Annotated in this window: 33 protein-coding genes and 1 CRISPR repeat array; of the genes, 1 reads left to right on the top strand and 32 read right to left on the bottom strand. The window is 28.6% G+C overall.

Translation table 11 applies throughout. The features are described from left to right. Positions 1–55 precede the first annotated feature (55 nt). Positions 56–545: direct repeats of the CRISPR family, unit length 29 nt; unit sequence GTTTTATATCAACTATGTGGTATGTGAAT. A 427-nt stretch (positions 546–972) separates the two neighbouring features. From JWF52_RS02660 to JWF52_RS02525, 28 genes are all read right to left on the bottom strand, one after another. Further along, positions 973–1,800, bottom strand: a complete 828-nt coding sequence (locus JWF52_RS02660; RefSeq protein WP_208331802.1) for an N-acetylmuramoyl-L-alanine amidase — start codon at positions 1,798–1,800, stop codon at positions 973–975. 2 nt (positions 1,801–1,802) lie between these two features. After that, positions 1,803–2,087, bottom strand: coding sequence for a hypothetical protein (locus JWF52_RS02655; RefSeq protein ID WP_208331801.1), 285 nt, complete (start codon positions 2,085–2,087; stop codon positions 1,803–1,805). 36 nt (positions 2,088–2,123) lie between these two features. Further along, on the bottom strand, positions 2,124–2,258 hold the full coding sequence (locus JWF52_RS02650; protein ID WP_208331800.1) for an XkdX family protein: 135 nt from the start codon (positions 2,256–2,258) through the stop codon (positions 2,124–2,126). Between the two features lie 2 nt (positions 2,259–2,260). Then, entirely contained in the window at positions 2,261–2,593 is a 333-nt protein-coding gene (locus JWF52_RS02645) for a hypothetical protein (protein WP_208331799.1), read from the bottom strand. A gap of 17 nt (positions 2,594–2,610) precedes the next feature. Continuing rightward, positions 2,611–2,778 (bottom strand): hypothetical protein, encoded by a 168-nt coding sequence (locus tag JWF52_RS02640; protein ID WP_208331798.1) that lies wholly within the window; start codon positions 2,776–2,778, stop codon positions 2,611–2,613. Next, positions 2,775–3,716 carry a LamG domain-containing protein gene (locus JWF52_RS02635; RefSeq protein ID WP_208331797.1) on the bottom strand — a complete coding sequence of 314 codons (942 nt, stop codon included), beginning with the start codon at positions 3,714–3,716 and terminating at the stop codon, positions 2,775–2,777. The genes JWF52_RS02640 and JWF52_RS02635 overlap by 4 nt, the downstream gene beginning before the upstream one ends. Positions 3,717–3,728: 12 nt before the next feature. After that, positions 3,729–4,583, bottom strand: a complete 855-nt coding sequence (locus JWF52_RS02630; RefSeq protein ID WP_208331796.1) for a hypothetical protein — start codon at positions 4,581–4,583, stop codon at positions 3,729–3,731. After that, positions 4,583–5,659, bottom strand: a complete 1,077-nt coding sequence (locus JWF52_RS02625) for a siphovirus ReqiPepy6 Gp37-like family protein (RefSeq protein WP_208331795.1) — start codon at positions 5,657–5,659, stop codon at positions 4,583–4,585. The genes JWF52_RS02630 and JWF52_RS02625 overlap by 1 nt, the downstream gene beginning before the upstream one ends. A gap of 9 nt (positions 5,660–5,668) precedes the next feature. After that, a complete protein-coding gene (locus JWF52_RS02620; protein WP_208331794.1) occupies positions 5,669–6,529 on the bottom strand; it encodes a phage tail family protein in 861 nt (286 codons plus the stop codon). 20 nt (positions 6,530–6,549) lie between these two features. Further along, positions 6,550–10,617, bottom strand: a complete 4,068-nt coding sequence (locus JWF52_RS02615) for a phage tail tape measure protein (RefSeq protein ID WP_208331793.1) — start codon at positions 10,615–10,617, stop codon at positions 6,550–6,552. A gap of 272 nt (positions 10,618–10,889) precedes the next feature. After that, on the bottom strand, positions 10,890–11,219 hold the full coding sequence (locus tag JWF52_RS02610; protein ID WP_208331792.1) for a hypothetical protein: 330 nt from the start codon (positions 11,217–11,219) through the stop codon (positions 10,890–10,892). Between the two features lie 66 nt (positions 11,220–11,285). After that, complete coding sequence (locus tag JWF52_RS02605) at positions 11,286–11,834, bottom strand: hypothetical protein (protein WP_208331791.1); 549 nt, start codon at positions 11,832–11,834, stop codon at positions 11,286–11,288. Positions 11,835–11,840: 6 nt separating this feature from the next. Further along, positions 11,841–12,167 carry a hypothetical protein gene (locus JWF52_RS02600; RefSeq protein ID WP_208331790.1) on the bottom strand — a complete coding sequence of 109 codons (327 nt, stop codon included), beginning with the start codon at positions 12,165–12,167 and terminating at the stop codon, positions 11,841–11,843. Next, positions 12,157–12,543: a hypothetical protein gene (locus tag JWF52_RS02595; protein ID WP_208331789.1), complete on the bottom strand. Its 387-nt coding sequence runs from the start codon at positions 12,541–12,543 to the stop codon at positions 12,157–12,159. The genes JWF52_RS02600 and JWF52_RS02595 overlap by 11 nt, the downstream gene beginning before the upstream one ends. Further along, positions 12,536–12,844: a phage head closure protein gene (locus JWF52_RS02590; protein WP_208331788.1), complete on the bottom strand. Its 309-nt coding sequence runs from the start codon at positions 12,842–12,844 to the stop codon at positions 12,536–12,538. The genes JWF52_RS02595 and JWF52_RS02590 overlap by 8 nt, the downstream gene beginning before the upstream one ends. Next, positions 12,834–13,130: a head-tail connector protein gene (locus tag JWF52_RS02585; RefSeq protein ID WP_208331787.1), complete on the bottom strand. Its 297-nt coding sequence runs from the start codon at positions 13,128–13,130 to the stop codon at positions 12,834–12,836. Before JWF52_RS02585 ends, JWF52_RS02590 begins: the two co-directional genes overlap by 11 nt. 3 nt (positions 13,131–13,133) lie before the next feature. Further along, a complete protein-coding gene (locus tag JWF52_RS02580) occupies positions 13,134–14,279 on the bottom strand; it encodes a phage major capsid protein (protein ID WP_208331786.1) in 1,146 nt (381 codons plus the stop codon). 3 nt (positions 14,280–14,282) lie between these two features. After that, positions 14,283–15,071, bottom strand: coding sequence for a glutathione S-transferase family protein (locus JWF52_RS02575; protein ID WP_208331785.1), 789 nt, complete (start codon positions 15,069–15,071; stop codon positions 14,283–14,285). Further along, positions 15,017–16,309 (bottom strand): phage portal protein, encoded by a 1,293-nt coding sequence (locus JWF52_RS02570; protein WP_208331803.1) that lies wholly within the window; start codon positions 16,307–16,309, stop codon positions 15,017–15,019. The genes JWF52_RS02575 and JWF52_RS02570 overlap by 55 nt, the downstream gene beginning before the upstream one ends. Positions 16,310–16,339: 30 nt before the next feature. Next, positions 16,340–18,061 carry a terminase large subunit gene (locus JWF52_RS02565; RefSeq protein ID WP_208331784.1) on the bottom strand — a complete coding sequence of 574 codons (1,722 nt, stop codon included), beginning with the start codon at positions 18,059–18,061 and terminating at the stop codon, positions 16,340–16,342. After that, positions 18,061–18,525, bottom strand: a complete 465-nt coding sequence (locus JWF52_RS02560; protein ID WP_208331783.1) for a phage terminase small subunit P27 family — start codon at positions 18,523–18,525, stop codon at positions 18,061–18,063. The genes JWF52_RS02565 and JWF52_RS02560 overlap by 1 nt, the downstream gene beginning before the upstream one ends. Positions 18,526–18,690: 165 nt before the next feature. Then, on the bottom strand, positions 18,691–19,095 hold the full coding sequence (locus tag JWF52_RS02555; RefSeq protein ID WP_208331782.1) for an HNH endonuclease: 405 nt from the start codon (positions 19,093–19,095) through the stop codon (positions 18,691–18,693). Between the two features lie 36 nt (positions 19,096–19,131). Next, positions 19,132–19,566: a DUF4236 domain-containing protein gene (locus tag JWF52_RS02550; protein WP_208331781.1), complete on the bottom strand. Its 435-nt coding sequence runs from the start codon at positions 19,564–19,566 to the stop codon at positions 19,132–19,134. A gap of 230 nt (positions 19,567–19,796) precedes the next feature. Next, entirely contained in the window at positions 19,797–20,345 is a 549-nt protein-coding gene (locus JWF52_RS02545) for a site-specific integrase (RefSeq protein WP_208331780.1), read from the bottom strand. Positions 20,346–20,566: 221 nt separating this feature from the next. Then, entirely contained in the window at positions 20,567–21,007 is a 441-nt protein-coding gene (locus JWF52_RS02540; RefSeq protein WP_208331779.1) for a hypothetical protein, read from the bottom strand. Between the two features lie 151 nt (positions 21,008–21,158). Beyond that, a complete protein-coding gene (locus tag JWF52_RS02535) occupies positions 21,159–21,329 on the bottom strand; it encodes a hypothetical protein (RefSeq protein WP_208331778.1) in 171 nt (56 codons plus the stop codon). Between the two features lie 46 nt (positions 21,330–21,375). After that, a complete protein-coding gene (locus JWF52_RS02530; protein WP_208331777.1) occupies positions 21,376–21,567 on the bottom strand; it encodes a hypothetical protein in 192 nt (63 codons plus the stop codon). A gap of 25 nt (positions 21,568–21,592) precedes the next feature. Further along, the gene (locus tag JWF52_RS02525; RefSeq protein ID WP_208331776.1) at positions 21,593–21,784 is read right to left on the bottom strand and encodes a helix-turn-helix domain-containing protein; all 192 of its coding nucleotides are present in this window, start codon (positions 21,782–21,784) and stop codon (positions 21,593–21,595) included. Positions 21,785–21,857: 73 nt separating this feature from the next. Between JWF52_RS02525 and JWF52_RS02520 the strand changes: the two genes are divergently transcribed. Then, the gene (locus tag JWF52_RS02520; protein ID WP_208331775.1) at positions 21,858–22,631 is read left to right on the top strand and encodes a DUF4393 domain-containing protein; all 774 of its coding nucleotides are present in this window, start codon (positions 21,858–21,860) and stop codon (positions 22,629–22,631) included. Here the strand turns inward: JWF52_RS02520 and JWF52_RS02515 are convergent. The 4 genes from JWF52_RS02515 to JWF52_RS02500 all read right to left on the bottom strand — a co-directional run. Continuing rightward, positions 22,612–22,773 (bottom strand): hypothetical protein, encoded by a 162-nt coding sequence (locus tag JWF52_RS02515; protein ID WP_208331774.1) that lies wholly within the window; start codon positions 22,771–22,773, stop codon positions 22,612–22,614. The genes JWF52_RS02520 and JWF52_RS02515 overlap by 20 nt on opposite strands. 67 nt (positions 22,774–22,840) lie before the next feature. Next, the gene (locus tag JWF52_RS02510; RefSeq protein ID WP_208331773.1) at positions 22,841–23,005 is read right to left on the bottom strand and encodes a Spo0E family sporulation regulatory protein-aspartic acid phosphatase; all 165 of its coding nucleotides are present in this window, start codon (positions 23,003–23,005) and stop codon (positions 22,841–22,843) included. Beyond that, positions 22,992–23,156, bottom strand: coding sequence for a hypothetical protein (locus JWF52_RS02505; RefSeq protein ID WP_208331804.1), 165 nt, complete (start codon positions 23,154–23,156; stop codon positions 22,992–22,994). Before JWF52_RS02505 ends, JWF52_RS02510 begins: the two co-directional genes overlap by 14 nt. 133 nt (positions 23,157–23,289) lie before the next feature. Continuing rightward, on the bottom strand, positions 23,290–23,755 hold a 466-nt coding region (locus JWF52_RS02500), incomplete at its 5' end, for an ATP-binding protein (RefSeq protein WP_208331772.1).

Genomic DNA, 23,755 nt, shown 5'->3' with positions numbered 1-23,755 from the left:
ACTATGTGGTATGTGAATGTTTCTGATATAAAATCAAATGCTAAAGGTTTCTATAGTTTTATATCAACTATGTGGTATGTGAATCAAAGTAAATTTTCAATTAATGCATGGAAAAATTATCGTTTTATATCAACTATGTGGTATGTGAATTCGCCGACACTTTTTAACCCTTCAAAATATGAAGGTGTTTTATATCAACTATGTGGTATGTGAATTTAATCTTTATATTACATTATATGCAAGACTAGCTTAGTTTTATATCAACTATGTGGTATGTGAATTCGAGATATCTAAGTGTTATTAGTTCTGTTTCATTATGTTTTATATCAACTATGTGGTATGTGAATAAAAAAGAATTAGGTATGGCTAAAGGAATTAGTTATCGTTTTATATCAACTATGTGGTATGTGAATTTACGAGTCCGTTATATTATTAATTTGTAAAAGAACTGTTTTATATTAACTATGTAGTATGTAAATAATGTCATTCCAGCCATTTCATAGTCTTTTGCATAACGTTTTATATTAACTATGTGGTATATAAATTTAAAAACTAAATATATATTTAATTAATTATGTATATTTTATAAAAGACTTAGAAATTCTAAGTCTTTTATTTATTACAAAATACTATATAACTTAAATTATCTACCTGTAAACTCTAAGTATTTTTTAATAGTATATATATATCTATTATTTATTGCCATAGTTGCTTCATTTAAGTTTAATATTCTGAAGAATGGACACGCTTAAAAATAAGAGGTGGAAATATGGAATTGTTGAATGTAATATTGAAGAGTTTTAGCAGACTGGTTCTAATCATAGATATAGCATTATTTATAATTTTATTAACATTATATTTTAGTTTATAAAAAGAAGGTAGCCGTTGGGAGGCTACCTTTTATACGGTTTAGACCGAAAACTCCTAATATATCCTTATTAGGTAGGGTTGATAATTAATCTCTTGATATAATTATTTACCCAAATGTTTTAAAACTAAATCTAAAGTTTCAAACCTATTTTTACCATCTAAGAATGTACACTTCTCGCCTGTTTTAAGTTTTAAGAACTCTTCTTTAGTTCCACCACCAATTGTAAATAAATTAAATCCTTCCCACTCCACATGATCTTTTATATTCTTAATTATGTAATCAGTTTTACCCCATGCTAGCACCTCTGCTGTTGTTTTATCTACCTCATTACTAAATAAAATACAATTAGTATATTTTTTCATTTGATTTTCTCCTTTTATTGATATTCCCATGGTTTTAAGTATTCCATGAGCTATTGCTATACCATTTCTTTCTTGTTCTTCTTTTGTATCAGCTATTTTAATATCTTCTTTATTATCTATAAAACATACTTCTACTATATTTGATTTCATCCTTGTATTATTTATTACATAATAATAATCTCGATTCCCATGTTTTTTATCATATACTTTCACAATGGTTTGACCTATATCTATTAAACTTTCAGATATATTATTAGCTAATATTAAACCTTCGCCTTTTAAGAATGAATGTATAACTTCTCCTCTATCTCCACCACCTGCATTATGGTGTATAGATACAAACCATTTAGCATTTGTATTATTAGCTATTTCACATCTTTTAGATAGAGATACATATTCATCATTGCTTCTAGTTTCATAAACTTTTACATTATGTCTTTCTAGTTCTCTTTTGCAAGCTTTACCAGTGTTATAATTAAGAACTTTTTCTTTTAATCCATTAGCACATGCCCCTGAATCTGAACCACCATGTCCATAATCTAATACTACCTCGTTATTATTTCTCACAATTATTCACCAACCTTTTCTAATACTTTATCTACTTTATTTTCAGTTCTATTTATATCTGCTTTTAAATCTGTTGCTATTACTTTTACACTTGCTGCTAATTGTTCATTTGTAGCTAGTAGTTTTGCATTAGTTTCTAATATTTTATCTTCTCTTTCTCTATCTGCTACTTTATCTTCTTTTCTTTCTTCTCTGTCTGCTTTATCTTTATTGTTAAGATATAATCCAAGAGCCACGCAACAAGCTATTGGAAAACCTACGCTTTGTACTAATGTTGTAAAATCCATATTTTTATCCTCCTAAATTTTTGTATAAAAAAAGAACTATGCTATGTAGTCCTCGTTAGTTATTTCTTTATATTCTTCAGTTGTTATCATCTTTGCTACAACAAATACTTTTACATCCTCATTATTATATAAATCTTCTTCGTACCATTTTTTAATAGTATCTTTCCACATAATTACATACCACCTTTCATTTTAGCTACTTCTAAAGTTACATTAGCTAGGTTTTTATTTAAAGTATTTATTTGTATCTCATTTTTAGCTTTATCAAGTAATAACTTAGAGTTCTGTTCGTTCAAAATGGATATTTCATCTCTTAATATTTGCGTTTCATTTTTTGGAATATCTTCATATATAGGATCTTTTGTTTCAGCATCAACTGATGCCACAAATTTACCGATTGGTATATTATCTATCTCTATGTAGGGAATATTAACTGGGACTTTATAGAATCCAGTTTTAGTATTAATTATAGTCCCTTCTCCATCATAAATTATTAAAGTTTTCATCAAATCACTCCTTTTTATTAATCAAATGCTATCCAAAACACAGTTTGGTAACCATCAGATGTATACGTATCAATTGGCAACTTAAAACCACCTTCTCTTACATATTCACTTGTTGCGTTAAGTTTATTTTTATTTATATATTGGTTTCTATCGGCAGTTATATAATCTTCCCATATTCCACTCAAAGAACTATCAAGATATATACAGAATCCTTTTTAGCCTCTCGAGGAAATATAACAACTACGGAAGGTTTAAAGTTTAATCCTGACACCTCGATAAAATGTCGCCCTGATTCAAAACCCGAACCCGATATACCACTTGCCCATTTTTTACCTAATTGAATCTCTCCAACTTTACCAATCAAACTTGACATTTTATCAGATGGCAACGTATCTACTCCAATGCGTTTTAATTTATTACCTAATAAAAATCTTTGAAAGTCTATATTTTCATAAACCTTATCCATTGAGTTTACACTTTCAACTAAATCAGTTTCAGTAGGTATTTTATCAATAGTTTCATACGTATAAGGTGCAGTTGGAGGTGTAAAATTTTCTGTCCATCTAGCAACATTTGAAATTCTAAGCTCATCAATCCTACAATAAGGAGCACTGTTAGAATTTGAACCTTGCCCAAATGTTGTTAACGGTGCAGTTGTTTTATTAATAATATAATCTTTGGTTTTTATAAGAACACCATTTTCATATAAGTATGCCTTATTGTTTACGCATACAATAGCTATATGTATAAACCTTCCAGTAGGCATTATATAGTCAAACGAACTACCATCACCGAATATGTTAAACATGAAAGTGCCATTATTAACAGAATTATTGAAACCTATAGTAAGATAACCAATGCCACTACCTAATATATAGTTAAAGTAATCAGTATTAAGTCTTTCTCTGTAGCACCAAAAATCTATTGTAACACCATTTTTAAATGTTCCAATATCAATAGGTTCTAACTTAAAGTGTCCACCACTAAAATTAAAACACTTGCCAAATTTTCCATTATCAGATAAAACTGCATCATTATTAGTGATTTTATATTTAAACAATGAACTATCTGTAAAATCTTCACCCTTTAGTAACAGTATTGTATTTTTATCTATTCCGCTCACTTAATCACCACCTTACAATATATCTACAAATTTATTTCTTATTTCAATAGCCTTAACTCTAGTGCCATTGACTTGCTCTTCTAGTTTTGAAATACTTGTTTTAGCCGAACTAATGGCTTCTTCAACAGTGCTTCCATCACTCATTGTTACATTACTAGCAACTAATTCTAAATTATCTACAGTTTCTTTTAGTTTATTTATTTCATTTAGTAAATTACCAGCAACATCGCCATCTAGTACACCTTTAACTGTATCAAACCAAGTATTAAAATCATTTTCAAAGAAAACTTTAGCATCCTTAAGCCACTCATTCATTTCAATGCCTTTTTCTTGAATGTGAGCTTGCAGTTGATTATATAAAGTAGTTGTATCTATTTCTTTTATTAATCCAGTAACTATACCGCAAATTTCGGTATTTAGCCTAGTATCTGCTATCATGTTTTGTTTTATATCTATACTACCTTTAGAAATTAATATTTCTGCAATACATAGTTCATGTGCATCTGCATCACGCTGCAATGAAGGTCCAACTGGATTTGATGCAAACTGTCCTTTTTTTACTATACATTTAATATTTCTTTCTATAGTATCCATACGAAGTACAATTCTATCTATTCTATCAAGTACTCCATCAGCATGATCTAATGTTAAAACTAAATCATCTGTATTAATATATAGTGCTCCATTTATAAAAGCCTTGCCTTCTTTAATTATAATACTCATACCAGTATTTGAAATTACTTGCAGTTTTGTTGATGGATTTGGATAAATACCATTACTGATAAAAGGTATAAAGTATTCTCTAAAATCTTCTGCTTTCATTTTCCTATCTCCATTAATACTGTTAAATATAAAACTTTTTTCCATTATTTCACCGCCTTCATTAACCTATTTAAAAAATTAGGTATTCCTTTACCAAAAACTAATTGAATAGCCATTGAGTTTGGAGTATAATTTTCTTTTACTTCCACAATTTTAGTATCCATAGTAACATTAAGCTTTTTATCTTGAACTGTTACTATATCTCCTAGGTAATAATCTTTTTCATATATAAACGTATTTTTATAATTTACATCTAGTTCAAATGTTTTAAGCTCTTCTAAATCTTTTAATGCAACTTGTGCTGATTTAATTATTTCTGATACTTCATCTGAATTAGTATCTACAAATGTTTCTATGCGATCAAAATCTGTAACATCTCCAACGCTTAAAACCATCTTTGTACCATCTTCTTTAGTTCCTGAATAAACCACATTTTTACTGTTTATAATACTTTCTGTATATTCTCTAGTAAGTATATTATTAAAATCACTCCTAAAAGTTATCGGAGGTAAATCTCTTTGGTTAACTGTCTTATTTTTAGATTCTAAAATATCAAATATAAACTGCTTATTCTCTATATCTAGTTCAATATTCCATCCTAAACCACTGTATTCACCTATCTCATTTAGTTTACTACCTAACAACTCATAAGAACTTCGCCATGAATCATTAGCTCCTCTATTTTTATTTTCAGCTATTACTAATCTATTTATTTTTCTTTTTGAATCAACAGGATTTACACAATTTTTATCAACAAAAAACTTAATTATTTCTTCTTGTGTTCCTTTAAAACTCATATATGAATTATTTATATCAGGAACTATTAATCTGCGGCTCATAAGTCCTTGAAGCAAATATCCTTTTATAGATAATAAGTCGGTATTTTCTTGACCTTGAGAATAGTTAAATCCTCTATGAAGAATAATACCGACCTTATTAAAGTCTTTTCCAAATAATATTAAATTATTTTTTACTAATTTATCAGTATGTAATTTACTAGTATTTATAGTTAACTCAAACTCACCATTTTTGTAAAATCGTCTAGTGATATTTAAGCTTTTATAATTATCTATTTCACCTAATAAGTTTATATCTTTATCAAATACTCTAATACTTTTCATAACTACCCCCTATATGCCTATGTATAAAGGAGAATAATATATTGATACTTCTAGATTATCAATGCCTTTGTCGGCATCGTATCTAAATAAATTATCTCCTAAATCTAGTTTTAAGAACTCGCTGTTTAAATCTAACCAATGATACACATTTTCTTTAGTACCATTACTTTTTAATAATTCAATTCTTTTGTTAGCATAGTGTGTTGTAACTTCTAGTGTATCCCCTCTTTCTAAAGTTCTATTAATACGAATAAACTCTCTAGTATTTATATTAATAAGCTTAGGGTTAACTACTGTAGCTAATGCTTTAAACTTTACCTTTATACCACATTCAATGTCACCTGGATTATTTATATTACAAATTAAATTACTTACTCTTGAACCTAAATCTACCCCAAATTTATCAACTTCCAATTCAAATCCAAAATTAGCTTCCCATAAAGCTATATCAGCTTTATATGTATTTATATCTTCCCAAAATGGAATATAGGCTATAAATTGAATTAAAAATTCTTGATAATACATCATAGGTTTATTAAATGTAATACTATCAATACTTACATTAATTTTTCTTGTTAAATTATTGTTTGTATAAATTAATTCACCATCCAATAAAGGATTTAATATGCGAGTTAATTGATTTCTTTTTCTATCTAATTCGTCTGCATCGAAAGCATCTATAGCTCCAGTGATAGGAATAGATCTTTCTTTAAAAGATTTGCCATCAACATCATAGCCATGATCTCTTGCAGATAGAGTTGTACTTATAGAAGATGAAGATGTATTTTCTATACTTAAAAGATAAAAAGGTCTAGAACTACTAAAAGTAACTTCTTGACCTTTTTCATTTCTATATATTAATTTTCTCAAAACTCAACCTCCAAGTTTAATTAGGGTATAATAAAAGCTAACTCTCTAAATCCTTTTTCTATTGCACGTTCTACTCCACCAGAAGAATTAGATACATTTACTTCATAATTATTAGTATTATGATTTGTATTTATAGTTCTACTATTAGATAAATTATTAGATAAACTTCTACTTGCTAATGCATTCTCTCTAGCCGAATTCAAATCAGAAGTTATACCCGCTATCATACTTTTAATACTATCTATTGCTGGTTTAAAACCTTCAACCAATTTATCTCCTAGTGTCATTCCCGCCACTTCATAGGATTTCGCATAACTATTAAGTAACTCAACTATTTCTTTTTGATTTTTATCTATTATAAGTTTTTCGGCTTCTGCTTGTAACTTCGCATCATCTACTCTTTGTTCATAAAACTTTTTAGATTCTTCTAATCTAGTTTCATACATTTCTTTTTCACTAGCATATATTTCATTTATATTATCTATTTCATTTTTCTTTTTTTCTTCTAGCTGTTCTTTTTGGCTCTTAAGTTCCTCTTTTTTATCTTCTAACTCTTGTATTTCAAGCCTTTTCTTTCTTTCATTAAGTAACTTTTCTAACTCTTTTTCAAGTTGTGCTTTATTGCTATCGTCATGTTCAAATTCTATAGCATTTTTAATTTTTTCTATATTTTCTAGTTCTTCTTTTTCGGTTTCATCTCTGTCTTTTTGTTTTTGTGCATTTTCTAAAGCTTTTAATTCATCATCTATAGCTTTAATTTTTGCATCATACACAATGTTAGTTTTTTTTATACTTTCTTCTTTCCATTTATCTAAATTAGTAATTTGCTTCTTTATAGATTCTTCTTGAGCCTTATATTCTGCCTGATATTTAGTCTTAAGTGCGTTAACAATTTCTTTAGTTAAATCATTTACTTGTTTTACAAAATCTTTTCTGTCTTCCAGTTCTTTCTTTAATTGTTCTTCTACAGCTTTTTCAGTTGCTTTAAGTTCATCTATTTTAGATTTTGTTTCTTTTTTCATTAACTCTATTTTTTCTTTTAATGCATTTTCTTTTTTATCATATTCTTTCTTTATTGAGTTTTCTATTGCATCATACTCTCTTTGTATAGCTTTTTTCTTATTAGCATCTTTTATTTTGTCAAGTTTATCTTCTTTTTCATATTTTAATTTAGCTAATCTATCCTTTTCTTCATCTTTTAAATCATTTATTTTAACATTTAATAAGTTTAGATCTTTATCTGAGTTTGATTGTATTTTTTCTATCTCTGATGTTATTAGCTTTGATAATCTAGCTGTAGCACTTTTTACTTGATCTTCATTTTTTATCATTCCTACAGCTATACCTTCTACAATACCACTACCTATGATGTCTCGCATTATTTTAGACGGAGAATTTATTTTAAGATTGTCTTTAAATCCTTTAACTATATTACTACAGAATCCTGATATTTTTCCCCATAACCAATCTCCAGCACCTGTTATACCGTTCCATATACCTTCAACTATATCACTACCAATTTTTTTAATCTTGTCTGGTAAGTTTTTAAATCCATTAATTATTTTTTTTACAGTTTCATCAACGGCTTGTTTAGCTTTAGAAGCCATATCACTTCCCCATTGAATTATCTTATTGATAGAATTACTTAACCATGTCCATATTTTATCTGGTAACTCTGAAAAGTATTTTATAACTGAGTTTATAGTATTAGATATATACTCTTTAGCCTTATTATAAGTCTGTGTTCCCCAGTCTACTACTTTTTGTATAGCATTAGACAGCCAACTCCATATTTTATCTGGAAGTTCTGAGAACCAAGTAGAAACACCTTCTATCCATATGGGAATATTTGTACTAAAATAATTCCAAGTATCTACGCCCCAATTAACAATATTTGCTAGTGCTTCACCAATTGCATATCCTATTTTATTTGGTAACTCATTAAACCAATTTCCTATATCTTCTATCCATTGTGGAATTGTACTTGTAAAAAAATTTGTTATATTGTCTCCCCATTGAGTGAATGTATCAGTTACACTTGTCCATAAATTATTAAACCACTCTGGTATGCCAGAAAAGAAATCACATACACTTTGCCACGCTTGAGGTATAGTTTCCGTAAAGAACGTACAAACAGCACCCCAACAAACTTCTGCTGATTGCTTTATAGATTCCCAAATTCCTATTATTACATTTCTAAACTCTTCACTTGTATTCCAAAGAGTCATTATTCCTACTACTACTCCAGCTATCAATGCACCTACTAATACAAATGGGTTAGCTAACCATGTACTATTAAATAGTTTTGCTGCTACTGTAGCGATGGTTAATCCTCCTTCGAGTGCCATTAAACCTTTTACAAAAAGAAATATTTTTTCAGCTATTAAAACTCCTTTTAAAATAATGAAAGAAGTTGTTATGGCTGTAATAGCACCTGTTATTAATGGTCCATTATTAACTACAAATCCTACAAAATCTCCAACTGATTTAACTATGCTAGCTAATATATCTTTTATCGTTGGAGCATTAGATTTCACATAACCTATTACTTCTTCTATGGCTGGCTTTAACTCATTACCTAAAGGCTCAACTACGTCAACTGTAAGTACTCTTCCTAACCCAGCAAGAGCTGACCCTAAATCATCATATTTTTTATTATTTATATCATCTAAAGCATTCGATGTCCTATCAGCTTCTCCACCTATATACATTAAAGCTTCTACACCTTTAGGACCTAAGTCTTCAAACATCGTCCCAAACAAAGCTACACCAATTTCATTTTGTTTAAGAGGATCTTCAATAGTAAATAAAGCATCTACTACTTCTCCCATAGCATCAGCAGCTACATCTCCACCTTGTGAAAATCTTTCTACAACATCATTTACATTTAGTCCTAAATCCTTTAGTGCATTAGACGTTCCATCACTTCCATCTTTCATTCTGATTCCAAACTCTTTAACAGCATCACCTAACTTATCTACTGAAAAGGTTCCAGCTTCAGTACCATTTTTCAATGAGTTAAGCATTTCTTCTGCACTATATCCAGCCTGTTCAAAATGTACAGAATACTCATTTATGGTATCCAATAAATCCCCATTTTTATCTAAGCCCATTTGAGCACCTTGAGCTATAAGATTATATGCTTCTTCAGAAGATAATCCAAATTGTTCCATCATCATTTTAGCTGTTCTAGTTGATTCATTTACATCAAATTCAAACGTATCTCTTAATAATAATGCTCTTTCTGTCGCTAATTCTAATTCATTTCCCGCTAGATTAGTATTAACTTTAACAGTAGCCATACTTTGTGCAACATCTTCTATAGATTCACCAAAGTTATTTTTATATACATTTTCCATTGCTTCATTTAAACTATCAAACTCATCTTTACTAGCACCAGTTTTTGTAATCAAAGTATTAAATGCTTTATCAAAATCAGTATTTAATTTAGTAGCATAGGTTGCTATAGTTATAGCTCCTGAACCAACAGCAACCATCCCAGCACCAATATTTTTAGCTGTACTTAACAACTCTTCTTTTTGCTTCTCTAGCTCTTCAGTTGACTGCCTTACAGCATCTGCGTGTTCTCTTTGCTCTCTTTCAGCTTGTTTCAATGCTTCTTTTTCAGCATCTAAAGCATTATTTTGTTCTTCTACTGCCCTAGAAAGTTTCTCAGCTTCATCTTTTGCAACTCCATGGTTATCTCCAAACTCTTCTAAGTTTCTTGTAGCTGTTTGCAAAGAACCTTTTATATTACTTAATTCATTCTCAGTCTTTATAATTTCTCTTTGAAATGCTCTATATTGTTCTTCTCCAATATCTCCGTTTTCAAATTGTTCCTTAACTTGGACTTGAGCTGCTTTTAAAGCATTTAACTTTTCTTCGGTAGTGCCTACTGATTGACTTAATAATTCTTGTTTTTGAGCTAATAACTCTGTATTTGTAGGATCAAGTTTAAGTAGCTTTTCAACTTGTCTAAGTTCAACTTGTAAAGATCTACTATTTTTATTAACATCTCCTAAGGCTTTATCAAGTGGGCCTGTATCTCCGCCTATTTCAACTGTAATGCCTTTAATACCTTTAGCCATATTCTAACCTCCCTTCTTTGAAAAATCTCTTAACTTACCTCTATCAGGTTTAGTTTGTTCTAACCTATATGCATTTGCTAAATATTCTCTACCTGATTCAGTTTTACTTTGGTTGTATATAAAAGCATCTCTTCTATAAACTAAATAATCTATATAATCTAAATCATTAACTTCTAATATGTTTAATCCAGTATATTCAGATACGAGCTTCTCCCAAAAGGTTTTAATATCATAATTACCCCCATCATCTTCAACAGGATAATAGGGGATTTTTAGTTTTTTGAAGCCATTTGTTCATTCATAAATTGCATATATCCATCGAAGAATATTATTATATCCTCGGTATCAAATATTCCTTCTAATTTTTCTTTAGATATTTTAATTCCACCCTTATTTCTACTCATAACAGTTGCGCAAACGTCATACAATAAATCTATTTGATCATCATTAGCTTCGTTATATTTGCTTATTGATTCTATTTCCATTAATGATTCTAAAACTTTTTTAGTTGGACTCATGATTAATAAAGTTGTCCTTTCTTCATCATTTAGAGTAACTGTTAAATATCTCTTTTCTATCTTATTAAAATTTATACTTTTCATAATTATCCTCCATACAAAAAGAGATATTAGAATCCTAATATCTCTTTTTTATTTATTTTTATTTGTCTATTCTTCTACTACAGGTATTTCTTCTTGGTATTTTATTAATGTTCCTTCTTGATCTTGTGGGAAGGCTTTAAATTCAGCATCTATAACAGTTTCTTTATCTTTTGCAAATGTTAATGCAAATCCTGCTTGGTTTTTACCAACTATAGTAACTCTTATATCCCCTTCTATCTTATCTTCATGTACAAAATGAATAATATAAGATTTACCACTTTGAGTACTTATCCCACCTATCTTCACAGTTCTCATCCCTGATGTTTCCGTTACTCTACCAGTTTCACATAATACTTCTAATGTTTTTCCATTAAAAGTCATTATTCCAGTTTTAAAGTTTACTTCTTCTTCTGTTAAAATATCTTTTGCTATAAGTCCCAAATCATCTTTAGCTCGATAATAACTAGGCTTATATTCTAAAGTCGCTCCTCCTGATATATTCCCTAATATATTATTATCTACTTCTATTGCATTATTTTCCGGAATAGTTTTTCCATCAAATTCTTTATAATATACTTTTCCACTTCCTAATGTTATTCTATCTGGCTTTGACATATATATCTATCTCCTTTTCTTTTCTGTAAATTTTAAATCATATATAGTTAAATAGTGAGATTCTTCTTCTATCCACTCTCTAGTTCTTTTATAATCCGTTTCTAATTCATCAAGTATTAAGTTTTCAATTTTTACTGAAGAATCATCTTGATTTATTTCTTTTGTATATAACTCAATAGATGCAACATGATCTATCACAATACTTCTTTTATTATCTGAGCCTCTTACTGATTGCTCATCATTAAAAATTATGTATGGATATCCAGGAGGTTTTAAAAATCTAATTTCTTTTGATTTTATTCCTGTTGTATCTATTAATTCCTTAATATCCATTTTTAACTACCTCCTCAATTCCACGCTCTAGTTCCTTAATAGCAATCTCTTCATTATTAGTTATGTGGTTATCTCCTTCTATAAATCCTCCACCCTTTTTTGCATGACCATTATTAAGTAAATGAGCTAATCTATATTCAGGACTTCTTACATACCATACTTTAATTTTTTTATGTTCATTTTCATATAGTACCTTACTAGATATAGATTTTTTATACTTCCCTTTTCTTCTACCTACCTTAGCATCTCTCTTTGTATTTTTAACTAAGTTAGATGTAACTTCATCTGTAACTTTCTTAACACCTAGAGTAACTTCTTTACTATAGCTTTTTAACTCTTTGGATATTGCCTCAGCTAAATTATTAAGGTTAGTCACTTCTACCAACTCCTAAAAGTTTTATACTTTTTCGTTTAAGCATGTAATCGTCATAATCTACTATGTTATATATATAATTATCAAAATTAATCCTATATGATTGAGTATTCAATGATATTTCTTTCAGAGGAGGGCAATATCTAACTTGAAATACTAATTCCTGTGATGACTGTAAAACTCCACTTGATAGATATTCTGACCCCTTTGATTTATTAATACTAGCATGTAGATTTAAATAATCACTCCATTCTTCTGTATCTTCATCTAACTTTTGTATTAAAATGGGTTTATTATATACCATCTTTTTTCTCTCTCCTTAGTTCTAGTATTAATTGTAAAGACATACTTTCTACTAGTTTCCTTGTATTCCCAGTTACTTTATCGTTCATGCTATGGTTATCAAACAAATCTTCAATTATAATTAAAGCTATTTCTTTTGCTCTATCATCATCTTTAGGATAATCTTTACCTATAGAGCCTTCCAAAATTTTATCAGATACTTTTATAAGATGAACCAACCTTTTTTCAGTTGGTTCATCTATATAATCAATACCTAAGTATCCTTTTACTTCTTCAGTATTTAACATTTATTATGCTCCTACAGGTTCTTTTGCTGGAGTAGCTTCAAACGTTGCGTATATGTATGCATTTGAATCAGTTTGAACTGTATCAAACATTTCTATTACCCTTAAGCAATTCATATTTTTATTAAACAAATAATGCTCTGATATATCAAAAGTTAATGTTTCTCTATCCATGAAATCTTGTCCTTCTTTCAAGTTCCCATAAAATATAGGAGCTTTACCTGATACATTAGGTAACATTGCATCAGATACAACATGTATCGGTAATCCTTGAAACATTTTTGGAGTAGCTTCTGTTGGATTTTCTTTTAATATAGGTCTTCCATTTTCATCCTTCTCTTCATCTAAAGCAGTAAATCCTGTTTGATTAGTTAATATAACTCCACCAATTAAAAGAGCTGGATCTAAATCTTTATTTATAGATTTCTTTAATGCTTCCCATCCCTTTATAGCTTTTACTGTTTTACCAACCTTTAAAGTTTCTACTATTTCATAATTCTCTGTATTTATAGCCTTTTTAATAAACCATTTATTTATATAACTCATTAGTTGTGCCTGTTCATTTCCTAAAAGAACTCTAGATATAGGAATTAAATCACCATATTCTTCAATTTTCCATGGCTTTTGTATAAATTTTGGAGCAGTTGCTGTATTTATTTCTTCTCCATCTTGAGTTAATTTTGTTAGCTTAGAATTATGATTATCATCTTTTTCAAAGTTAGTTGAACCACTAAGAGTTGTTACTGGAACAACATTAACTAAAAGCTTTAATGATATATAATTACGTCTATATTCTCTTATTTGAGTTCTTACATCTTGTGGCACTAAGTAGTCTTCTCCACTCTCTCCACCTACAATTAAACTTTTCTCTTCTTCTGTTAAGTTATTTTTATTAAGCATTTTTCCTATTACTTTAAATCCATTTATATTATCTGACTTTTCTTTTATCTGCTTTATTGTTGGCTCGTTGCTTTTTTTATTAAGGTTAAATAATTTTTCTTCTAAATCATACTCTTTTTGTAATTCTTCTATCTCATTTAATAACTTAGATGCTTTTTCAATCTCTTTATTTTCTCCATCCTCCATAAATCCTTTTGCCATTAACCCTTTTTGCTCAATCTTAGATAAAAGTTCTCTCATTTTTTTATTCATAATTTATTCCTCCACCCTATTTTTATTTAAAACTAAAAAAGAATCTAATGCTTTTAATTTATCTTTAAGCATAGATTCTTCATTTTCTTTTTGTTTAATATCTTTTTCTTTTTGTATATCTAGTTCTTTATTTTTAAAACCATATTTTTTAACAGTACCAGCTTTTGCTTGTGCTGGAACTGCAACAAAACTTAGTTCATATGCATCTTTAGGATCTTCTAAACTAAAATAACATGTACTTCCATCATAACTTTTGCCCCAGTAATGTCTACAATAATCTTTTTTATTATCTGTACCACATATTGAGCATACTGCTTTATTTACAGAACATCCTACACTTACTTCTTTCTTTATTCCTGCTTTTATTTCAGCGATTAAATTTTTATTGGCTTCATTATTTAACATATAACAACGGGCAACTAACTGAGTATATAATTCTCCTGTTTTTGTTGTCTTTGAACCATCTTGCACTAATTCAGTAGCATATATTCTAGCAACTTGATTATCAGCAGTCCTTCTATGGTCTTTTATCATTGTTTTTCCAATAAATAATTTTTGTAAGCTTTGAAGAGATTTCAATGAAAATACTTCATATTCTCTATCTATTTCGTTATCACACATAGCAACTTTAAATATAAAAATATCTTCTGTTTTTAATGGTTCTAACGTTAATTTATTTATTTGTGATAATTCTTTTGAGTTAATTTCCTGCGCTGATACTTGAGCTGATTTTAAAATCATACCGCCATTTTCGTTTCCTTCATCACTTCTTCCATTATATCCTTCATCCATGATTTAACTTCCTCCTTTTCTCGTGTATTTAAATACTGACTTCCTGTAAGCTCGACAGGAATACTAGCCCCATTTCCTAATAATCTATCTCCTCCTTCTTTAGCTTCTAAATCTAAGAAGGCTCTAGCCTCATTAGGTGTATATATAAAGTTACCTGTAGCAGAGCTTAAAGTTTCTATTTGAGTTTTTAAATCAGCTCTTAAAATAACCGCTACATTAAACTTAAAATGTAATCCTGATTTAACTTCTTCTTTAGATAGTAATTTATATGTTATTTCTTCTTCATATTGTTTTATTATATAAAGCAAGGTGTCTATATAAAAACTTAATTGTTGAGCTTCTGCACTAGCATAAGAACTCTTTGTATAATCTCCTATTTGATATGGCTTTATCCCAAATGCACTAGCAATCTGCAAAGCACTATATTGCTTTACCTCTACAAATTGATTATCAGCTAACTTTACATTTAAAGGTGTTAAAGTAGCTCCTAAAGGTATTGGTATTATATTTTCTATACCTTCATCCTTTAAAGCTCCTTTTGCATAATTTTCAATTCCTGATATAAATGTTTTTACATTTTCATCACTAAGAGATCCAGTATATTGCATAACAGCTTTTGCTGTAAATCCACTATCATACATTCTATTTAAAAGATTTTGAGCTTTTATATTCCCTTGAATAGTGCTTTGCAATTGTTCTTGAACAGATATTCCTGTTATTCCATCAAATGTATTGCTTGTTTTAAAATGAAGTACTTCTTCAGATGAAAATACATATTGTTTACCACCTTTTGAGTAAACATAATATATATCTTGCGTCTCTGCTAATATTTTTGCATCATCATACCAAGGTTTAACTTTATCACTTTCTAATATCCAAAGTTTTGTATTAGATCCAGCCCCAGTAATTAATACATATGCATTACCATAATGATTTCTATTGTATTCTACAGTTGACCAAAACGTAGTTGATGTCATATATGGATTAGGCCTTTTTAAAATGCTAAATAAAAGATGGTCTCTAGCAGATGTAACTCCATTTTTATCATTATACTGTAATAATTTTAAAGGTAATTTCCCTATAGATTCTCCTAAAACTTTCATACATGCAAAATATGTAGCTTCACTTAATGCACCCTTGCTTATTCCAGTTAGGTTTAAGAACTCTATTAATTGATTTAATGATATTTCTTTTGGATCACTTTTTAATGCTTTATATACTCTTTTTAATTTTTTCATTATTGCCACTATACTCACCACCTTTTAATCTTATTTTTTCCAACCCATTTTTTCTAAGTAATTATCTAATTCTGACTTAACATCTACAACTTCTTTAGTACTAAATTTCATTCTAACTGCATGTGCATCTATTGCTGCATCAACAGGATCTATTCTTTTAAATCTAGCTCTTGGCTCTTTATCTACTTTCATTTCTCCAAATGAATTTTTAACGATTTTTGCATTAGTAAAACTCCATGTTAATAATTCATTTTCCCTGTTATACTCAATTTTTTCTGATTTAACTGCTAATTGCATGTCCACCGTTGCATCATTTAAGAATTTGGCGGATTGAGTTACCATCAATATTGGGCAACCAAATTCCTCTAAATCTGATAATACTCCATCTGCATTATGTGGATCTATTCCTATTCCTAAAAACTTTAGGTTATATTCTTCCTGAAGTTCCTTTAGGTGCTTAATTATAAATTTATAATCATTTTTATAATCTCCACTACCACCAGTAACAGTTAATAATTCCATTGTCTCCCATAAATCATATGGAGATAAATCTGTTTCTATATGCTCTTCTAATCTTCCTCTAGGCATAAATGAATGCGAATATAAATAATACTCTTCGTTATCTTCTTCAAATTCAAGTGCTAAAGTTGTTAAATCTCCGCCACTTGAAAGGTCTAAACCAACCCAACATTCTCGATACCTAAAGTCTTCTAACGTTCTCTTTGAACCACACTTTTTCCACTTCTCTACATTTATAAATTGATCATCTGAATTTTGAACCCACATATTAAGACATTTTGTAAGAAAGTCTCTTAAATCACTTCCTCCCATATCTCTAGCTGTTTTAGCATCGGTTTTAAGCGTTTCTAAACCTTCTTCACTCGATGCTAAAAATGGATTAGCTTTAATCCAATTAGATTCATCCCAAATATCATCATCTTTATCTAAGCAATAAATATCAACAAAAAAATCCTCAGCAGTAGTTGTACCATTGAGGATTTTTATACAATAATCATCCATTTCTTTACAGAAACTATTTAATTTATCACCTCTAGTAGTTATCATACTTACTAAAGTTTCACTTAAAGCTCTTGTACCATTATAAATAGCTTTATAAATTTTATTATCTCTATGCTGATGTAACTCATCTATCGAACTATAAATAGATCTAAATCCATCATCTAATCCAGATTCTCTAGATAATGCTTCTATTGTACAATTAGATTCTATTGCTGTTATCAAAGATTTATAATCTTGGACTATAAATAATTCATTTAAATCTTCATCAATATTTATAAATTTAGACATTTCTTCCCATGCTAATCTAGCTTGTCTTTTCTTTGTTGCTACTGTAAATAACTTACCAAATTTATATCCACTAAATCCAGCTACATAAGTTCCTGTTATACCATTTTCAAATGTCTTACCATTTTGTCTTGCCATAGATTTATATTTACGTCTAAATCTTCTTTTCCCATTTGATTTAAACCATCCAAACGGAACTGCTATATCGAAGGCTTGGCAATCTAATAACTTTACTTCTTTAGGTTCTGAACCTTCTGCTATAGTTAAAGTCTCAGCATAATCAATTATTCTATTTGCTTTTTCAACATCCCAATAATATGGAAATTCAATTGTGTTTTGTCTCTCCAAATCATTTAAATGTCTTTTACAAGCAAGTATATGTAATTTTCCAGCTGTAACTTCTCCATTTACAACTCTTTCAGCATATTCAGTTACCCTATCAAACATTATCCTCCTCCAAACTTAGAGAATTTATTTTTCTTAGGTTCTTCTCTTGGCTTTGGTATAACTAGTTTGCATCTGCTAGATATTGTTAGGCCTAAATCTATTGAATGTTCCCTACATTGCTTTCTATGTCTATCTTCAAACCTAGATAATTTATCATAATCTTCACAGTTATCTAAAGGATCTAGTTTATCTAATTTTTCTTTTACTTTATCGAACCTGCTCTTAGCTATTAGATAAAATCCTAATGCATCACAATCTAAATTAGACATTATATCTAATTCTATTAATTGTTTTGATATCTTTTTGAACTCACTTTTTTGCTTTTTATCTAAATTAGAAGGTGGTTTTATATTATCTGCTGGAGCCTTAACTTCCATAGATTTACGTTCCTCAATCTCAGCTTTTGTAAGGTGTTTCTTACCTTTTGCTATAACTAATTCAATTGGTTGTTTTTGTCCTGCCATATTACCATCTCCTAATCTTTTATAAAAAATATCCGTGGGGAGTTTTTTCTACAGAGAACTCCCCTTGTATCGTTATCCCCAAAATGATTCACAGAATTTTACCCACCCCTACCCTGTAGGAGGTTCTCAGATTCATTTTAATTTATTTATCGATACTATATATTATTAATACTTCTTTCTTCTTACACTCCGTTTAAATCGGTCATGTTCTTTATTATGACAGTCTAAACATAACGCTTTTAGGTTATAATAATCTAATCTTCGTTCCCAACCTTCATCAGTTTGTATTGGTTTTATATGATGTACTTCACTTGCAATAGCTCCACACACCTCACATTTATATCCTTTATCAGCTATATACTTAGGTGCTAATTTAAATTTCCAATCTGGGCTATTGTAGAACTTAATATACTTAGGATCTCTTTTGTTATTATATTTTCTATTAGCTCTCTTACTATTCTTTGCTTTAGCTTCTTCTCTTTCATTATCTACTATATCTTTACATTTATCACAATATGCTTTTGGGTATAGCACTGGCTCCTTGCACCTTGAACATAGTTTAGTAATCATATTAATATCCTTTCAAATAAAAATAACCTATCCAAATTAGGATAAGTTATTTAATATATCTTTAAAGCCTTTACTTAATGCTATTAACCCAACTCCAACTAAAGCTACTAATATACCAAATATACTTGCTGGTATCGCTAATAATAAACCAAGACATATGAATATAATACCTGATATCTTATATACCTTATAGTTTAGCTTCAATCGTTTTATATCTTTCTCTGAATAAGTTTTAGTATTTACTTCTCTTATTTCTTTGTAACCTTTTACTTTATTGTTATTAATTATATTACTACTCTTCGTATAAGACAGTCCTGTATTTCCTAATCCAACTGTTGTTGTCTTTCTTCCATTTGAATTAACTGATACTCTTGCACCTTTTACTCCTGCACTTAATCCTACACTTTTCTTGCTTACATTAAGTTTTACTCCGCCTCCAAGATTTATGCTTTTTCTAAATCTAAATCCCACTTATTTACCTCCTAGATAAATATAAAATATTATATCCAAATATTACCACAAGTATTGTTATTTTTATAGTCATAAAGTAACATATCTAATAGTGTGTTACGTTTATTTTATATCTTTATATCTACATCTCTAATTAAGTTTTTTCAATACTTTCAATATTATTTTTTTACTTTAGTTTCTTAACCAATGTAACTTATCCTTTTTATGTTACGTTTTAGATAAATAAATAACTAAAAATATCTAAATGTCTTATATGCTCTATCCATTCTATCCTGATCTATTCCGATATAATGTAGTGTTATAGCTGGACTTGAATGATTAAATATCTTTTGTAGTAATGCTATATCTTTAGTCTGTTTATAATAGTGATATCCAAAAGTCTTCCTCATACTGTGACATCCAAGATATGGAACATTAAACATATCTCCTAGCTCCTTTAGTATTTCATATGCCCTTTTTCTTGTTATTGGCCTATTATAATTATTTCTCGATTTAATTAAAAATTCAGCTGTATCTTTTTCTTCTACATACTCTCTAATAGCTCGTCTTAGGATTGGGTTCATCTCAATGAACTTCTGCTTTGATGTTTTTTGTTCTCTTAATACTAACTGTCTTTTATCCTTTACATCATAAATTCTTAGCTTGAGTATATCTGATATTCTAAGTCCAGTATAAATTCCTACTAAAAATAAAATATAGTTACGTTCATTTGTTTTTTTAAGATATGAACACATGTTTTCTAGTGTATCTAAGTCTCTTATCGGCTCAACAAAGTTCATTTCATTTCTCCTTTACATAGAAAAAGGAGCATTCGTTAAAATGCTCCTTCTCCACATAGTGTGTGGTTGTAATTGGTTGAGTTTACCCTTGTTTTATTAAATTTTTTAAGGAACATTTGTTGATAATGCTTCCTTCAAGTCTTTCATGCTATAATATTAACACCCTATTCATAACATATGTATAACATATTTATAACCTGTTCATAACACTTTTATAACATCTAAGCTATTTCAACACTTCCAAACTTATATTCGGCTATTTTTTCTAATGCCGAATCATGCCACCTTTTTGCAGTTGTATGAGAACAACACATATCCTTGCCTATTTTTTCATATGATGTCCTATTATTTGTAATATCTAAGTATCTTCTATTTAATAATTCAAATTCATAATCATCTAATAATACTAAGTAACCCCTATATTCTTTTAGTTTATATTTCGCATAGTCTATATTACTTTCTAAAGTATTTAATCTTGTTTCATCCCTTGCTAATATATCATCTATTGTTACAACCGATGAAGATCCAATAGCTAAACTGAAACCTCCATCTTTGTAAGCACTCATCTTCTCTTTTAATACTCCTATTTCAATCTCCCAAGCTTTTATTTTTTTTAGATTTTTTCTTAATTTTTCTAACTCTTTTGCTATTATCTTTATCATCTTATGCTCCTCCTTTCTTATGTATAAAAATAACTTATGTTTTTCATATAAGCTATTTAGTAAGTTAAAAAAAATTTAATTTTTAGTTACATTATTTTATTTTTATATTATTTACTTTATCTAATTCTGTATTATTGAGTTTATTGTTATATTACTTGAACTTTTTTAAGTATTTTTCCATTTCTTCTTTACTTAAATTATAAGTTTTAACTTTACTATGATGTTCCTTTTCATAATCATACTTTAGTTCACGGTCATATTGTCCCCAGTCCCAGTGTTTGACATTTGTATCTTTTTTTACAAAATTTTCTTTAAGTTTCATTTTATTTACCTCGCAAATTATTATTTTATTCGCTTGCATTTTTATTTTACCATGCTTTTAGTAATAAACCTAATTTAGTAAATCCCTTCATTTTAGTTAATTCTTTATTACTTATTTCTAGCTTATAATTATTTGGTTCATTTACGTTAAAATTTATTTCTATATCTCTGTAGTTATAATCACAATAACTATATAAACCTACCTCTTTTAACTCATTTATATTATCTACTATACTCATAACTAAATCGTTGTTTTATCCGAACTTATAATAAGTTCTCTATCTTTACTCCTAAACTATCTGCTATCTTCTTTACTGTATAAATACCAGGATTCTTATTTTCATTGTTTAGAATCCTGTATATCCCACTATGATGAACTCCTGTATCTTTTGCTAACTTATGTACATTGATATTTTTTTCTTTAATTATTTGATTTAATTTGTCGCTTATACTCACTTTTTGTACTCCTTTTTTGTTATAATAATCTTATGGAATTTAATTCCAAATATTATAGAAAGGTAAATTCATAATGATACCAACAAAACCTATTGAAAATACTCTTGAAAAACCATCTCAAACTTTTGGGAATGCACTTGATGGTGTTTTTAAATTTGTTTTTAGCCCTGTTTTAAAATATCAGATAAAAAAAGAATATGAACTTCAAAATTATAAAGAACAAATTTATAATAATGTTTCTTATATTCCTCAAGAAAATTTAATCGATCCCCCTTTAAATATAGTTGGCCCCGCTTTAGAAGCATCTAAGTTTTATATAGATTCAGATGAAATTAGAAATATGTTTGCAAAACTAATATCATCATCTATGGATAATAGAATTAATAATTCTGCACACTCTGCTTTCATTGAAATAATTAAGCAATTATCACAATTAGATGCTCAAATTATAACTAAATTTATCGGTTGTAAAACATTACCTATTGCAAAATTAAGATCTCAAGATGACTTTGGTCATGGTGTTGACCTAAAACTTCATATATTAAATGATGAAATTGAAAAAATAGATTTAATATCATCATCAGTCTCTAATCTTATTAGACTAGGAATAGTCGAAGTTTCATATACAAATGTTTTTGTTGATAAAAATAATTACTCAGAGTTCAATAATCATCCGATTCTTTTAGAATATCGTTCATTCATTAACTCAAAAGAATTTGAGGAGCATCTTGCTATTTTAAAAAGTTCAAGCGATATTTTTAATAAAATACCTAAAAAAGTTGTTATGGTAAATGGAACTATAACTTTAACACCTTTTGGGGAAGACTTTATAAAAACATGTATATAGTTTTTATAGTTATTTCTTTTATTTCACTTAAATGATCTGTTGTTATCTTATCTACTATATCTATATATTTTTTTAATAGTAGATAGGATACAATGCATGATATAAACACTGATATGGCTATACTTACTAATATATTAGTCATTTTAATTCCTCCTATAAAATCCATCTTTAAGTTTGTTATTTTCTAATTACTATAACTAACATTAAACCTAATAAAAATTCTCTATATGTTTTTTATATTTATTTTTTTGTATATTAACTACTACTTCATCAATCCATTGACTTAATCTTACAACTTCATCTGTAATTCCATACCTTATGTATAAATCACCTAGTATACTCTTTAAAGTTTCTATATGTTTATATTCTCGCATTATGCTCCCCTTCTAATTTTATTTTTATATCCTTCAATAATGACTTCCAAGCTTCTTGATTTGTAATACCTTTTTCTTTAGCTATTTTTTCAGCCTCGCACCTTATAAGTTCTGCAGCTTCTAAAATAGTCATGTTTTCTAAAATTGACATCTATACTCCACCTTTAGCTTTCATAATTGTTGCACAAATATCACAACTTATAATATTAATATTTTCTTTCACTATATATAAATAGACTTGTCCATATTTTCTACATTCGAATTTCTTTAACACGCATCTAGACTTATTTTTTAAAGAGCCTGTGATTAAGTTCTCTGCCTTTAAATTCAACTATATACTCACTCCATTCTCCATTTTCTTCATAGCTGCACATTTCAATAATTCGACTTGCCGTGGCCTCATTTATTTTTAGTAATCCATCTTTATCAAGCTCTGTTGTTATAATCATTGCTTTATTATTGTTATATCTATAATTGACTATATCTTGTACTATTCTTTGAGTTGCTGGAGATATATCTCCCTTGTATAAATCGTCAATAAAAAGAACAGTCACATTCCTATATTTATCTAATGTTTTTGTAAAATCTTCTTGATCTAGCTGATTAAATTTCATTCTTGCTATTTCATTTACAAAGTCTGCATATCTTACACCTACACTTTTAAGTAGTACACTACATGTAGCTATGGCCAGATGTGTTTTCCCACTACCTACTTGTCCCGCTAATAGTAGACACTTCGTTTTATCAAAA

It is taken from the genome of Clostridium sp. CCUG 7971 (assembly GCF_017590215.1).
Classification (GTDB): Bacteria; Bacillota; Clostridia; order Peptostreptococcales; family Peptostreptococcaceae; genus Faecalimicrobium.
This window is presented reverse-complemented; position numbering and strand designations above follow the sequence as displayed.